Below are 13,863 nucleotides of genomic sequence, written 5' to 3'. Positions count from 1 at the left end.
CAAGGCGCTGTGCCGTGTACTGGCACAGCCAACAATACAGTTTGCATACTGCGCTGCTGAACTGTATGGGTAGTGTATCGGTACATCCGATTACATTGGACAGCCATACTCCCGCGCAACACCCGCCCGCACCGCCTATTGCATGAGCACCGCCGAACTCACCGCCCTTTTGCTGTTTTGCACCGCCATGAGCTTTTCGCCGGGGCCCAACACCACCTTGTCTACCGCCCTGGCCGCCAACCTGGGCCTCAAGCGCGCCCTGCGCTTTTGCCTGGCCGTGCCCACGGGCTGGACCCTGCTGATGCTGGGCAGCGGCCTGGGCCTGGGGGCCCTCATCACCGGCGTTCCCGCGCTGCGCTGGACGGTCACGCTGATGGGCGTGGCCTACATGCTGTGGCTGGCCTGGAAGCTCAGCCGCGCCGGGCAGCTTGCCGAGGTGGACGGCAGCCGCCTGCAGGTGACCTTCTGGCAAGGCGTGGGCCTGCAGTTCGTGAACATCAAGGCCTGGATGCTGGCCCTCACGCTCAGCGCGGGCTGGGTGGTCAACGCAGCCGGGCAGCCGGCCACCAACCCGGGTGAGCGCCTGGCCATCATCTGCTGCGTGATGGTGGCGTTTGCCTTCAGCAGCAACTTTGTCTATGCGCTGCTGGGCTCCCTGCTGCGCCAGTGGCTGTCGCAGGGTGCTCGCCTGCTGTGGTTCAACCGCGCCCTGGCGCTGGTGCTGGTGGCCACCGCTGTCTGGATGCTGACTCTATGAACACGCCCTCCTCGCACCGCGACCGCACCCTAGGCCTGTGGCTCGGCGTGCTGGGCGTGGCGATCTTCGCCGTCACCCTGCCCGCCACGCGCCTGGCCACCGGCACGTCAGAGCAACCCCAGCTCTCGCCCTGGTTCGTCACCGTGGGCCGCGCCGCGCTGGCGGGGCTGCTGTCGGCGGTGTTTCTGCTGGCCACGCGCTCGCCGCGCCCTCAGCCGCAGCAGTGGCGGCACCTGGGCTGGGCCGTGCTGGGCAATGCGCTGGGCTACCCGCTGCTGCTGGCGTTTGCGCTGCGCAGCGTCACGGCCAGCCACGCGGCCGTGGTAACGGCGCTGCTGCCGCTGGTGACGGCGGCCGTGGCCGCGCTGGTGCTGCACCAGCGTGCGCGCCTGGGGTTCTGGCTCTTCGCGGTGCTGGGCAGCCTGCTGGTGGTGGCGTTCTCGCTGCTGCGCGGCTGGCAGCAGGGCCACGGCCTGTTCAGCCTGGAGGCGGCGGATGCGCTGCTGGTCGGCGCGGTGGTGGCGGCGTCCGTGGGCTACATCCACGGCGCACGCATCACACCCGCGCTGGGGGCCGAGCGCGTGATCTGCTGGGTGTGCCTGATGGCGCTGCCCGTCTCCCTGCCCGCCACGCTGTGGCTGTGGCCCAGCCATCCCGTGGCGCCCTCGGCCTGGGGTGGCTTTCTGTATGTGGGCGTGTTCTCGATGTGGGCCGGCTTCTTCGCCTGGTACCGGGGGCTGGCCCTGGGCGGCGCCCTGCGCGTGAGCCAGACGCAGCTGCTGCAGCCCTTTCTTTCCATCCTGGCCGCCGCCCTGCTGCTGGGCGAGTCGCTCGACCTGGTCACCCTGGGCTTTGCCGTCGCCGTTGTCGCCACCGTGGTGGCGGGCAAGCGGTTTTCCTGACATGGCCCCGATACCATTGCATACAACACCTACCTGGAGATCAATGACATGACGAACTGGACCCTGGCCCGCCGCGCCGAGAAGATGAACCCCTCGGTGATTCGCGAGATCCTCAAGGTCACGGAAAAGCCCGGCATCATCAGTCTGGCGGGCGGCCTGCCCTCGCCCAAGACCTTCCCCGTATCGGCGTTTGCCGAAGCCTCGGCCGCCGTGCTGGCCAACGATGGCCCCGCCGCCCTGCAGTACGCCGCCAGCGAAGGCTTTGCGCCCCTGCGCCAGGCGATTGCCGACTTCCTGCCCTGGAATGTGGACCCCGACCAGATCCTGATCACGACCGGCTCACAGCAGGCGTTGGACCTGATCGCCAAGGTGCTGATCGACGAAAGCAGCCGCGTGCTGGTCGAAACGCCCACCTACCTGGGTGCCCTGCAGGCGTTCACGCCCATGGAGCCCACCGTGGTGGCGGTGGCCAGCGATGATGAAGGCGTGCTGATCGACGACCTGAAGGCCAAGGTGGGCACCGGCGCCGACAAGGCACGCTTCCTGTACGTGCTGCCCAACTTTCAGAACCCCACCGGCCGCACCATGAGCGACGCACGCCGCGCCGAGCTGGTGAAAGCTGCCGCCGAGCTGAACCTGCCGCTGGTGGAAGACAACCCCTACGGCGACCTGTGGTTTGACAACCCGCCGCCCGCGCCGCTCACGGCCCGCAACCCCGAGGGCTGCATCTACATGGGCTCGTTCTCCAAGGTGCTGGCCCCTGGCCTGCGCCTGGGCTACATCGTGGCGCCAAAGGCCGTGTACCCCAAGCTGCTGCAAGCCAAGCAGGCGGCCGACCTGCACACCCCCGGCTACAACCAGCGCCTGGTGGCCGAAGTGATGAAGGGCGGTTTTCTCGACCGCCATGTGCCCACCATCCGCGCGCTGTACAAACAGCAGTGCGAAGCCATGCTGGCCGCGCTCGACAAGGAAATGCAAGGCCTGGGCGTGCACTGGAACCGCCCCGATGGCGGCATGTTCCTGTGGGTGCGCCTGCCGGAAGGCATGAGCGCCATCGAGCTGCTGCCCAAGGCGGTAGAGCGCAACGTGGCCTTTGTGCCCGGCGCGGCCTTCTATGCCGACAACGCCGACCAGCGCACGCTGCGCCTGTCGTTCGTGACGTCGACGGTCGAGCAGATCGCCACCGGCATTGCCGCGCTGGCCGCTGCCATCCGTGAGCACAAGGGCTGATCCAGCATGCTGAGGCTTTGGGGTCGCCTGTCGTCCATCAACGTGCGCAAGGTGGTGTGGGCCGCTCAAGAGCTGGGGCTGCCCCTGCAGCGCACCGATGCGGGCGGGCAGTTCGGCCTGGTGCGCGAAGCGGCCTACCTGCAGCGCAACCCCAACGGCCTGGTGCCGCTGATGGAAGACGACGACACCGGCCTGGTGCTGTGGGAATCCAACGCCATCGTGCGCTACCTGTGCGCAAGGCATTCGGCAGGCAAGCTCTACCCGGAGGAGCTGCCCGCCCGGTTTGTGGCCGAGCAGTGGATGGACTGGCAGCAGACCACGCTGAACCCCGCAGGGCGCGATGCCTTCATCCAGTGGATACGCACACCGGCCGCGCAGCGCAACGGCGCGCTGATTTCGGCCTCGGTGGCCGCCACCGAGCCCCTGCTGGACCTGCTGGAGCAGCACCTGGCCCGCTCGCCCTTCATGGCGGGTGAGCACTTCACCATGGCAGACATTCCCATCGGCTGCGAAATGCACCGCTGGTGGGGGCTGCCGCAGGAACGCCCCGCGCGCCCGGCGCTGGAGCGCTGGTACCGCACCGTCAGCACCCGCCCCGGTGCCCGAGGGGTGCTGGACCAGCCTCTGGCGTAAGCTGTCGTAGCCACCACGCCCACGGTGAACGGAGTCCCCCATGCAGCAACGTCTTTTTCGCCAGATCGACGTCTTCAGCCACCACCCTGGCTTCGGCAACCCGGTGGCCGTGGTGCTGGACGCGCAGGGCCTGAGCGACGCCGACATGCGCCGCTTTGCCGCCTGGACCAACCTGTCGGAAACCACCTTTCTGATGCCGCCCACGGCAGCGGGCCATGCGGCCGGGGCCGACTACCGGCTGCGCATCTTTTCGCCCAGGGGCGAGCTGCCCTTTGCCGGCCACCCCACCCTGGGCACCTGCCGCGCCTGGCTGCAGCAAGGCCACACGCCGCGCGTGCCAGGCCTGGTGGTGCAAGAGTCTGCGCAGGGCCTGGTGCAAATCGAACACCAGGGGGACACCCTGGCCTTTGCCGCACCGCCGCTGCAGCGCAGCAAGCCCAGCCCGGCCCTGGTGCCGCTGGTGGCCAGCGCGCTGGGGTTGCGCCCCCACCAAATTCAAGCGGCGCAATTGCTGGACAACGGCCCGGTGTGGCTGGGCCTGCTGCTGGACAGCGCTGAAACCGTGCTCGGCCTCACGCCCGACCATGCCCGCCTCAAAGACCTGGGGCAGGACGTGGGCGTGATCCACATCGCCCCCGATGCAGGTGCCGACCCCGAACGCCCCGGCGCTGTGGTGCGCGCCTTCGCCGCCCCCATGGGCAACCCGGAAGACCCGGTGACTGGCAGCCTCAACGCCAGCCTGGCGCAATGGCTGATTGGCGAAGGCCTGGCCCCCACCCGGTACCTGGTGGCGCAAGGCGAATGCCTGGGCCGGGCTGGCCGGGTGTACATCCGCCAGGATGCCCAGGGGCAGGTCTGGGTGGGCGGCCACACCGTGACCTGCATCGAAGGGACTGCGCTGCTGTGACGTCTGTCCCAATCAACACACTGAACGCTCCCCCCAGCGGGTGAGACCCACGGGGCCTTGGCCCCGCCCACCACCCTTGGCATGGCCCCCGCTCAACAGCAGGCCAGCCCCTGGCGTGCGCCCATTCCCACTTTTTCCAGGAGTTTTCCCCATGCACCACCGCCCGTTCCAACAAGTTGATGTGTTCACTGCTACCGCCTACCGTGGCAACCCTCTGGTCGTGGTGCTGGACGGCACAGACCTCTCCACCGAAGAGATGCAGCAGTTCACCCGCTGGACCAACCTGTCTGAGGCCACCTTTGTGCTTCCCCCCACGCCCGAGGGCCGCGCCGCTGGTGCCGACTACCGCGTGCGCATCTTCTACCCCGCTGGCGAACTGCCCTTTGCCGGCCACCCCACGCTGGGCACTTGCCACGCCTGGCTGAAGGCGGGTGGCCAGCCGCAAGTGGCGGGCCGCATCGTTCAGGAATGCGGCGTGGGTCTGGTCAACATCCGCCAGCAGGGCGATCTGCTGGCATTTACCGCGCCACCGCTGCGCCGCAGCGGCCCGCTGGACGAGGCCGACGTGGCCCTGATTGCACGCGGCCTGGGCGTGGCGCGGGAAGACATCGTGCAACACGCCTGGTGCGACAACGGCCCCGGCTGGCGTGCCGTGCTGCTGGCGAGCAGCGCGCAGGTGCTGGCGCTCAAGCCAGACGCGGCCATCCTCGCTGGGCTGGACGTGGGCGTGGTGGGGCCTGCAGCAGGAAGCGGAGCCTCCGCACCGCGTGGCAAGGTGGGCGTGGTGGGCAGCAGCGATGCGGACGGCATCGCGTTTGAAGTGCGCGCCTTCTTCCCTGGCAACAACGGTCTGGCCGAAGACCCCGTGACCGGCAGCCTGAACGCCGCACTGGCCCAGTGGCTCATCGGCGCGGGCCTGGCCCCCGCGCAGTATGTGGCCAGCCAGGGCACCTGCCTGGGCCGCGCGGGGCGCGTGTATGTGCAGCAAGAGGGCGACACCATTTGGGTGGGCGGCCACAGCGTGACCTGCATGGCGGGCGAGGTGCTGCTGTGAACGAGACCACCACCGCACAAGCCCCCTGCGTGGACCACCTCGTGGTGTTTGCGGCTGACCTGGCGGGCGGCGTGGACTGGTGCCAGCGCACGCTGGGCATCACCCCCACGGCAGGTGGAGAGCACCCGCTGATGGGCACGCACAACCGCATTTTCAACATCAGCAGCCCTGGCCACCCCCGCGCCTACCTTGAAATTATTGCTATTAATTCAGGAGCTACCAGCGCTTTACCAGCGGGCGCTAGACGCTGGTTTGATATGGATGATGCAACGCTGCAGCAGCAGGTAGCGCAGCACGGGCCGCAGCTCATCCACTGGGTAGCCTGCGTGCCTGATGTGGCCGCCAGCCATGCCGCGCTGACAGCACTGAGCATTGAGCGTGGCGCAACCATCACCGCCAGCCGCCCCACGCCGAATGGCCTGCTGCAGTGGCAAATCACCGTGCGCGAAGACGGCCTGCGCCTGATGGACGGCTGCCTGCCCACGCTCATCCAGTGGGGCGCCACACACCCCTGCGACAACCTGCCCGCCAGCGGCGTGCAACTGCAGCAGCTCAGGCTGCAGCACCCGCAGGCGGCCACCCTGCGGGCAGCGTGTGAAGCCATCGGCGTGGCACCCCATGTCGCCGTCACCGCAGGCGATGTGCCCCAGCTCAGCGCACAACTCACCACACCGCAGGGTCCCGTCACCCTGTCGTCATCCATTCCCCGGAAAGCTGCCGCATGAACGCCCGCATCGACCCACCCCCCTTGCTGCCCACCCTGGCCGACATCGAAGCCGCCGCCCAGGTGGTGTACCGCGACTTTGCCGCCACGCCCCAGTACCGCTGGGGCCTGCTGAGCCAGCGCCTGGGCACCGACTGCTGGCTCAAGCACGAGAACCACACGCCCGTAGGTGCGTTCAAGATCCGCGGCGGCCTGACCTACTTTGACCAGCTCGCACAACGCGGCGCCCTGCCTAGGGAGGTCATCAGCGCCACACGCGGCAACCACGGCCAAAGCATGGGCTGGGCCGCGCGCCGCCACGGCGTGGCCTGCACCATCGTCGTGCCGCGTGGCAACTCGGTGGAGAAGAACGCCGCCATGCGCGCGCTGGGCGTCACCCTCATCGAGCACGGCGACGATTTTCAGGAAGCGCGCGAGCACGCCATGCACCTGGCACAGCAGCGCGGCGCGCACATGGTGCCCAGCTTCCACCCTGACCTGCTGCGCGGCGTGAGCACCTACTGGTGGGAATTTTTGCGCGCCGTGCCCCAGCTTGACGTGGTGTACGTGCCCATCGGCCAGGGCTCGGGCGCGTGCTCGGCCATCGCCGCCAAGCTGGCACTGCGGCACCCCGTGCGCGTGGTGGGCGTGGTCAGCAGCCACGCCACCACCTATGCCGACTCGCTGGCCGCAGGCAGCGTGGTCGAGGCCCCTGTCACCACCCAGCTGGCCGACGGCATGGCCTGCCGCGTGGCAGACCCCGAAGCCCTGGCCGTGCTGGCCCCGCACATCGACCACATCGTGCAGGTGAGCGACGCCGAAGTGGCCGCCGCCATGCAGGCACTGTTCACCGACACCCACAACGTGGCCGAAGGGGCGGGCGCTGCAGCGCTGGCTGCGGCACTGCAAGAGCGAGAGTTGCTCCAAGACAAAACCGTGGGCCTGGCGTTGACGGGGGGCAACGTGGATGCGTCGGTTTTCGCGCAGACCCTGCGAACGGGCCATTGAGCAAGTCACGAAGAGCTGGCAACAAAAAAAGACGCATAGCCCCCTTTTGATTTGGCTTGCGCAGTCATCGCAGCAGCATGGCAGTCACTTGACTGGCGGGCGGCATTGTCCGCCTTGCCTTGCGCTTCAGTCACCTGCTCCAGGTCGGCGCCACCCACCATCAAACCTACTTTGATGAACTGGCGCATGAAGTAATTTTTGCCTGCCTCAAAAAAGAGTTCGAGCTTGTTGGGAGAGAACTCGGATTCGGTCTCCACGGCGCGCGTCTTGCCGCCGTCGACCGGCGTGTAGAAAAACACATCGGGTGCGCTGACGCCCACGCAATTGCCGTCAACCCGCAAATCCTTGCTCAGAGCCTTACCGAGCACGCTGTTGCGATACAGGTAAGCGCCAGTTTGGCCTTCGGGAGGCAGTTGGAATTCTTTGGCCTTGGCCGACTGCTCTTTGGAAGCCATATTGACCGAAGCGCAGCCAGTCATCTGTGTTTTCAGTCGCTCCAGTGACAAGCAGTGGAAGGGTTTGTTTTCAAAATCCCCCCATGGGAACCCTCTACCTCGTGCGCCACGGCCAGGCCTCGTTTGGCGCTGATGATTACGACGTGCTCAGCCCTCGCGGACATGAGCAGGCGGTGCGCCTGGGCGAGTACTGGCGCGGGCGGGGCATGGCGTTTGACGCGGTGATGACCGGCACGCTGCGCCGCCACACCGAAACCTTGCAGGGCATTGCCCAAGGCCTGCAGACGATGCCCGAAGTGACCCGCTGGCCTGGCCTGAATGAATACGACAGCCATGCGCTGATCTCGGCCATTCACCCCCAGCCCCTGGGCCCTGCCGACACGCCCGAGCGCTACCGCGCGCACTTCCGCATCCTGTGCGATGCGCTGGCACAGTGGATGGCGGGCGTCATCAGCCCCCAGGGCATGCCCAGCTGGGAAGAGTTTTCAGGCGGCGTGCGCGCCGTGCTGGACCATGTGCGCCACCACCACGCTGGTCAGAACGTACTGCTGGTGAGCAGTGGCGGCCCCATCTCGACGGCCGTGGGCGAGGTGCTGGGCACAGCGCCGGAGGTGACGATTGCGCTGAACATGCGCATCCGCAACAGCGCGGTGACGGAGTTCTCCATCTCGCCCAAGCGGCTGATGCTGCAAACCTTCAACACCCTACCCCACCTGAACGAGGTGGAGCACGCGCCCCTCATCACCCACGCCTGATCACCCGCCCCTGCGCCGCCCACCCCGCATGCGGTAGGTGCGCGGCAGGTGGGCGTTCTCTGCCTGCAGGGCATCGGCATTGGCTTGTAGCAGGATCAGGGCTTGGTCCAGCACTTCCACCGCTTCGGTGGGCAAGCCCCGCAGCAACGCCTGGTTGAGCTGTTTGACCTGGGGGAACACCGCTTCGTACACCGCCAGCCCTTCAGGGGTGAGCCGCAGGCGCGCCTGGCGTTTGTCGCCGGGCAGGGGTTCGCGGGTGATGAGCTTTTTGTCTTGCAACGACGTGATGGCACGCGAGGTGCGGGCCCGGTCCAGCCCCAGCAGGCGGGCCAGCTCAGCGGGCGGCAGGTCTGGGTGGCGCGCCAGCCACATCAGCAGCCCCCACTCGCGGCGGGTGATGCCGTAACCGCCCTCGCACAGGCGGATGACCAGGCTGCCGGACACCGCCATCAGCTTGTTCAGCCGGTACATCAGCAGGTCACTGGCAGCCTGCGGATCGCGCAGACGGGAGGCATCGGTCATCAGTGCAAACCCGGAAAGTTGTTGATTTGAACAATCGATTGTCAGGCCCCTAGAGTGCCACGATGCACGCTTGACTTCCATCATTACCGGCCACGCCACCCAGGAGCACACCATGTCCCACCCCATCTCCCGCACACGTCACCTTGCCAGGCGCCCCCTGCTGGCCACGGCTCTCGGTCTGGCCGCCACATTGATGCTCGGCACGCCCGGCGCCCAGGCCCAATCCGCCAGCGCTGCGGCCGATGCGCCCCTGCGCCTGGTGGTGGGCTACCCGCCCGGCGGTTCCAGCGACCGCGTGGCCCGCATCGTGGCCGACAAGCTGCAGGCCAAGCTGGGCAGCCCCGTCATCGTCGAGAACAAGACGGGCGCGGGTGGTCGCCTCTCGGCCCAGTATGTGAAGGCCGCGCCCGCCAACCAACCCGCGCTGCTGCTGGCCAACCCTGCCGTGATGGTGGTGGCGCCGCTGGTGTTCCCCGACGCGGGCTACGACGCCGAGCGCGACTTCCGCGCCGTGAGCCATGTGAACAGCTACGAGTTTGGCGTGGCCGTAGGCAGCGCCGTGCCGGTGAAGGAGCTGCCCCACCTGCTGGCCTGGCTGCGCGCCAACCCCGCCCAGGCCAACTTTGGCGTGCCGGCCACCGGCAGCCTGCCGCACTTCTTTGGCCTGATGGTGGGCGATGCCGCCCAGGTGCGCGCTGAAATCGTGGGCTACCGCGGCTCTGCCCCGCTGACCACGGATTTGGTCGGCGGCCAGGTGCCAGTGGCTTTCGACACCCTGGACAGCCTGCTGCCCCAGCACGACGCGGGCAAGGTGCGCATCCTGGCTGTCTCCAGCGCCAAGCGCAGCCCGCTGGCGCCGAACGTGCCCACCTTCAAGGAAGCCGGTCTGGACCTGGTGGCCACCGGCTGGAACACGTTCTTTGCCCCGGCCAGCATGCCTGCCGCGCAGGTGGAGCGCCTGTCGCAGCTCATCCATGAAGTGATGAAGGACCCGGACACGCGCCGCAAGTTTGAAGCCACCAAGCTGGAACCCGTGGCTGCCAGCCGCGCGCAGACCGAAGCCACACTGAAGGCCTACAAGGCACAGTGGGCGCCGGTGGTGCAACGCTCCGGCTTCAAACCTTGAGGACGCGGACGGTATGACCCAACCCACACGCCCCAACATCGTCTTCATCGTGGCCGATGACCTGGGCTATGCCGACCTGGGATGCTACGGCGGCCGCGACGCCAGCTTTGGCCCTGTCTCGCCCGTGCTCGATGGCCTGGCCGCCCAGGGCCTGAAGCTCACCCAGGGCTATTCCAACTCGCCCGTGTGCTCGCCCACCCGCTTTGCGCTGATGACGGGCCGCTACCAGTACCGCCTGCGCGGCGCAGCCGAAGAACCCATCAACAGCAAGAGCCGGGGCAGCACTACGCTGGGCCTACCGCCCGAGCACCCCACCCTGCCCTCGCTGCTGCGCGATGCGGGCTACCGCACGGCGCTGATGGGCAAGTGGCACCTGGGCTATCCGCCCGCGTTCGGCCCGCTGCGTTCGGGCTATGACGAGTTCTTTGGCCCCATGTCGGGCGGGGTGGACTACTTCACCCACTGCAGCTCCACCGGCCAGCACGACCTGTACCTGAACGACGCCGAGCAGCAGGAAGACGGCTACCTCACCGACCTGATCACCGACCATGGCCTGGACTTTGTGCGCCGCATGGCGGGTGGCGCGCGCAGCGGCACGCCATTCTTCTTGAGCCTGCACTACACCGCGCCCCACTGGCCGTGGGAAACACGCGACGAGGCACTGGCGCAGGAGGTGAAAGGCAACCTCTTTCATCTGCACGGCGGCAACATCGACACCTACCGCCGCATGATCCACCACATGGACGAAGGCATTGGCCGCCTGATGGACCTGCTGCGCGCTGAAGGGCTGGAGCGCGACACGCTGGTCGTGTTCACCAGCGACAACGGCGGCGAACGCTTCTCGGACAACTGGCCCCTGGTGGGCGGCAAGATGGACCTGACCGAAGGCGGCATCCGCGTGCCCTGGATTGCCCACTGGCCCGCCGTGATTGCCCCCGGCAGCACCAGCACGCAAACCTGCATGACCATGGACTGGAGCGCGACGATGCTCGACGCCGCAGGCGCCACGGCTGCCGCCAGCCACCCGCTGGATGGCCGCTCGCTCATGCCCCTGCTGCGCGACGCCACCTGGCGCGACGACCAGCCGCTGTTCTGGCGCATGAACCACCGGGGCCAGCGCGCCATGCGCCACGGCCCCTGGAAGTACCTGCGCGTGGACGGGCACGACTACCTCTTCAACCTGGAAGGCGACGAACGCGAACGCGCCAACCTGGCCCCCATCGCCCCCGAGCGGCTGGCGGCCATGGTGCAAGCGTGGGAAGCTTGGGAAGCCACCATGCCGCCCATTCCGGCCGATGCCACGGTGAGTCTGGGTTATGGGGTCAAAGACATGCCGCAGCGCTGAGCCGCTGACGGGGCCACCATGCGAATGGCCCCGCACGGTGTACAACCGGGGCATGCACAACGACCCGCCCCCGCCTTCCATCGAACTTCGCCTGGAGCCTGACCAACTGGCGCTTTACTGGATGCCTACAGCTTCCCTCCCGACCGGCAACACCGAGCCGTACAGCGTGGCCCTGGGTTGGCAGACTGTGGCCCAGGCGTTTGGCCTGCGCATGCCCACGCCGCTGTCGCTGGAAAACGCCATCGCCACGGTAGAAGACGCAGTCATGCCGGCCAGCCGCTGGCTGACAAAGCCCCCTGCAGGCACCGCCCCGCCGTTCACCCTGCACACGCGCAGCCCATTGCTGCGCGAGGTGGCAGAGGTTGCAGGCGTGGCGCTGTCCACGCCACCCGCCCGGCTGTCACGGCAGGCCTTGGAGAACCTGTTCAATCGCCTGTCCGACCAGATTCACCGCCCTGGCGTCCCTGATACCGCCCTGCCCCAGCGCGCGGAATGGGCGGCCGCGCTGTTGATCCTCCGGGAAGCGCTGCACCACTGGGGCGTGGAATGGGTGGAGCTGGGCTGAATCAGCGTGCTTTTATTCGCAGCAACCTTCGCCACCAATTGCTATCAAATAAATAGCTGCAAGCGCTTTACAGCAAAGCGCTAGCAGCCTATTTGATTCATACCCCAGCATCTCGCACCGTGTCCAGCGGCAAGGCCGCCACCTCGGCCAGCAGCGCCGCCAAGGCCGCGCCCGCCGCCTGCACCACGGCCCGGCCTTTGTCGGCCGTGGCAGCATCGGCCTGGCCCACAGCGCCGCTTGGGTGGTAGTCCTCCATCGCCCAGCCCATCTTGGCGCTTTTGCCGTTGCCCAAAATGGCAAAGCGCTCGGCCCGGTCTTGCGAGGTAGAGCGGAAGTGCTGCGCGTGTTCCATGTGCACGGTGCCGGGCGCCAGGTGCAGCATCATCGACGTTTCGATGTCGCCCGCGTGGATGCCAAAGCGGTGCTCTTGCGCGCTGAACAGGCCCTGCACCTCGGCCGGCTGGGGCAAGCTGAACCAGCTGGCGCTGTACACCAGCAGGCCGTGGCGCTGGCGCAGCTCGCGGGCCACGATGTCCATCACCGCCACATTGCCGCCATGGCTGTTGAAGATCAGCAGCTTCTTCACACCCGCCCTCGCCACGCAGGCGCCCAGCTCGGTCCACAGGGCGATCACCGTGGCGGGAGAGAGCGTGAGCGTGCCGGAGAAGTTTTCATGCTCGGTGCTCAGGCCAATGTTTTGCGGCGGCAAGAACAGCGCAGGCACATCGGCCCCCAGGTGGGGCAGGGCCGCGTCGATCACACCTTGCAGCAGCGCGGCATCCACCGACAGCGGCAGGTGCGGGCCGTGCTGCTCCACCGCCGCCACGGGCAGCACCGCCACCACCTGCGCGGCCTGGCCGGTGCCTTGCAACGCAGCAAAGTCGCGGGTGGAAAGATCGGCCCAGAAGCGGGACGGCAGCGGCGGCAGGGGTGCGGCAGAAGTCATGCCCGCCATGGTAGCGGGGCGGCGGCCCGCTACCATGGCGGGCATGACCGACGACCTCTTCCGCCAAGACGCCTACCTGCGCGAATGCAGCGCCCACATCACCGCCGTGACCGAAGCGGGCATCGTGCTGGACCGCACGGTGTTCTACCCGCTGGGCGGTGGCCAGGCGGGCGACAGCGGGGTGCTGGTGCTGGCCGATGGCACCGAAATCGCCATTGCCGATACCCGCAAAGGCAAGGACGCCGAGGGCAATGCCACCAATAACATCGTGCATGTACCTGCACCGGGGCAAGAAGCCCTGCTGGCCACGCTGGCACCTGGCACCACCGTCACCGCCCGCATCGACTGGGAACGCCGCCACCGCATGATGCGGCTGCACACCACCAGCCACCTGCTGTGCCGTGTGGTGCCGCAGCTGGTCAATGGCTGCTCCATCACGCCCGACTACGCCCGGCTGGACTTTGCGATGACCGACCCGCTGGACAAGGAGCAGCTGACCGCCGCCATCGCCGCAATGGTGGCTGCCGCCCACCCGCTCACTGTGGCGTCGATCAGCGATGAGGAGCTGGATGCCAACCCCGCCCTGGTCAAGAGCATGAGCGTGCAGCCGCCCCGGGGCACGGGGCGCATCCGCACCATCCGCATTGGCGGCGATGGCGACGCGCCATTGATCGACCTGCAGCCCTGCGGCGGCACGCATGTGGCCAACACGGCCGAGATTGGCGCCATCGTGGTGACCAAGATTGAAAAGAAAAGCGCCACCACCCGCAGGGTGGTGTTGGGCTTTGTCCCATGAGCGCAGCGAACAGCGCTTTTCTTTGGGGTGCACTCATTGGCGCGCAGCGCCGGTGGGGGCACACCAAAAGCTGCACCATGTCCGCCACCACCCGCAGGGTGGTGTTGGGCTTTGCCCCATGAGCGCAGCGAACAGCGCTTTTCTTTGGGTTGCACTCAT

Annotated in this window: 16 protein-coding genes; 13 read left to right on the top strand and 3 right to left on the bottom strand. The window is 67.6% G+C overall.

Features of this window, described 5'->3' with window-relative positions; all coding sequences use genetic code 11:
• The first annotated feature begins 142 nt into the window (after positions 1-142).
• From BDD18_RS11530 to BDD18_RS11495, 8 genes are all read left to right on the top strand, one after another.
• A complete protein-coding gene (locus BDD18_RS11530; RefSeq protein WP_066693189.1) occupies positions 143-757 on the top strand; it encodes a LysE family translocator in 615 nt (204 codons plus the stop codon).
• Positions 754-1,659, top strand: coding sequence for a DMT family transporter (locus BDD18_RS11525; RefSeq protein WP_142083326.1), 906 nt, complete (start codon positions 754-756; stop codon positions 1,657-1,659). Before BDD18_RS11530 ends, BDD18_RS11525 begins: the two co-directional genes overlap by 4 nt.
• A gap of 48 nt (positions 1,660-1,707) precedes the next feature.
• Complete coding sequence (locus BDD18_RS11520) at positions 1,708-2,889, top strand: aminotransferase-like domain-containing protein (RefSeq protein WP_142083324.1); 1,182 nt, start codon at positions 1,708-1,710, stop codon at positions 2,887-2,889.
• A gap of 6 nt (positions 2,890-2,895) precedes the next feature.
• Positions 2,896-3,522 carry a glutathione S-transferase family protein gene (locus tag BDD18_RS11515; RefSeq protein WP_142083323.1) on the top strand — a complete coding sequence of 209 codons (627 nt, stop codon included), beginning with the start codon at positions 2,896-2,898 and terminating at the stop codon, positions 3,520-3,522.
• 40 nt (positions 3,523-3,562) lie between these two features.
• Positions 3,563-4,429, top strand: a complete 867-nt coding sequence (locus BDD18_RS11510; protein ID WP_142083321.1) for a PhzF family phenazine biosynthesis protein — start codon at positions 3,563-3,565, stop codon at positions 4,427-4,429.
• Positions 4,430-4,580: 151 nt separating this feature from the next.
• Positions 4,581-5,483 carry a PhzF family phenazine biosynthesis protein gene (locus BDD18_RS11505; RefSeq protein WP_142083319.1) on the top strand — a complete coding sequence of 301 codons (903 nt, stop codon included), beginning with the start codon at positions 4,581-4,583 and terminating at the stop codon, positions 5,481-5,483.
• Positions 5,480-6,208 (top strand): VOC family protein, encoded by a 729-nt coding sequence (locus BDD18_RS11500; protein WP_244939074.1) that lies wholly within the window; start codon positions 5,480-5,482, stop codon positions 6,206-6,208. Before BDD18_RS11505 ends, BDD18_RS11500 begins: the two co-directional genes overlap by 4 nt.
• The gene (locus tag BDD18_RS11495) at positions 6,205-7,194 is read left to right on the top strand and encodes a threonine dehydratase (RefSeq protein WP_142083318.1); all 990 of its coding nucleotides are present in this window, start codon (positions 6,205-6,207) and stop codon (positions 7,192-7,194) included. The genes BDD18_RS11500 and BDD18_RS11495 overlap by 4 nt, the downstream gene beginning before the upstream one ends.
• A 5-nt stretch (positions 7,195-7,199) precedes the next feature.
• Here BDD18_RS11495 and BDD18_RS11490 read toward each other — a convergent pair whose 3' ends face one another.
• Positions 7,200-7,649, bottom strand: a complete 450-nt coding sequence (locus BDD18_RS11490) for a DUF2846 domain-containing protein (protein WP_170207404.1) — start codon at positions 7,647-7,649, stop codon at positions 7,200-7,202.
• An 83-nt stretch (positions 7,650-7,732) separates the two neighbouring features.
• Between BDD18_RS11490 and BDD18_RS11485 the strand changes: the two genes are divergently transcribed.
• Complete coding sequence (locus BDD18_RS11485; RefSeq protein WP_142083314.1) at positions 7,733-8,404, top strand: histidine phosphatase family protein; 672 nt, start codon at positions 7,733-7,735, stop codon at positions 8,402-8,404.
• Here BDD18_RS11485 and BDD18_RS11480 read toward each other — a convergent pair whose 3' ends face one another.
• Positions 8,405-8,926: a MarR family winged helix-turn-helix transcriptional regulator gene (locus BDD18_RS11480; RefSeq protein ID WP_142083312.1), complete on the bottom strand. Its 522-nt coding sequence runs from the start codon at positions 8,924-8,926 to the stop codon at positions 8,405-8,407.
• Between the two features lie 112 nt (positions 8,927-9,038).
• Here BDD18_RS11480 and BDD18_RS11475 point away from each other — a divergent pair, with 112 nt between their 5' ends.
• The 3 genes from BDD18_RS11475 to BDD18_RS11465 are packed head-to-tail and all read left to right on the top strand — an operon-like array spanning position 9,039 to position 11,962.
• Positions 9,039-10,052, top strand: coding sequence for a Bug family tripartite tricarboxylate transporter substrate binding protein (locus tag BDD18_RS11475; protein WP_142083310.1), 1,014 nt, complete (start codon positions 9,039-9,041; stop codon positions 10,050-10,052).
• 13 nt (positions 10,053-10,065) lie between these two features.
• Complete coding sequence (locus tag BDD18_RS11470) at positions 10,066-11,397, top strand: sulfatase-like hydrolase/transferase (protein WP_142083308.1); 1,332 nt, start codon at positions 10,066-10,068, stop codon at positions 11,395-11,397.
• Between the two features lie 52 nt (positions 11,398-11,449).
• A complete protein-coding gene (locus BDD18_RS11465; protein WP_244939073.1) occupies positions 11,450-11,962 on the top strand; it encodes a hypothetical protein in 513 nt (170 codons plus the stop codon).
• Between the two features lie 97 nt (positions 11,963-12,059).
• Here the strand turns inward: BDD18_RS11465 and BDD18_RS11460 are convergent, their stop codons facing one another.
• The gene (locus tag BDD18_RS11460) at positions 12,060-12,917 is read right to left on the bottom strand and encodes a creatininase family protein (RefSeq protein WP_420837325.1); all 858 of its coding nucleotides are present in this window, start codon (positions 12,915-12,917) and stop codon (positions 12,060-12,062) included.
• A gap of 34 nt (positions 12,918-12,951) precedes the next feature.
• On the opposite strand from BDD18_RS11460, the gene BDD18_RS11455 reads away from it, so the two are divergent.
• Complete coding sequence (locus BDD18_RS11455) at positions 12,952-13,704, top strand: alanyl-tRNA editing protein (RefSeq protein WP_142083307.1); 753 nt, start codon at positions 12,952-12,954, stop codon at positions 13,702-13,704.
• Positions 13,705-13,863: the final 159 nt, after the last annotated feature.

The organism is Acidovorax temperans, assembly GCF_006716905.1.
Lineage (GTDB): Bacteria > Pseudomonadota > Gammaproteobacteria > Burkholderiales > Burkholderiaceae_C > Acidovorax > Acidovorax temperans.
Note: the sequence above shows the minus strand (reverse complement) of the source record. Positions and strands in the feature narration are given on the sequence as shown.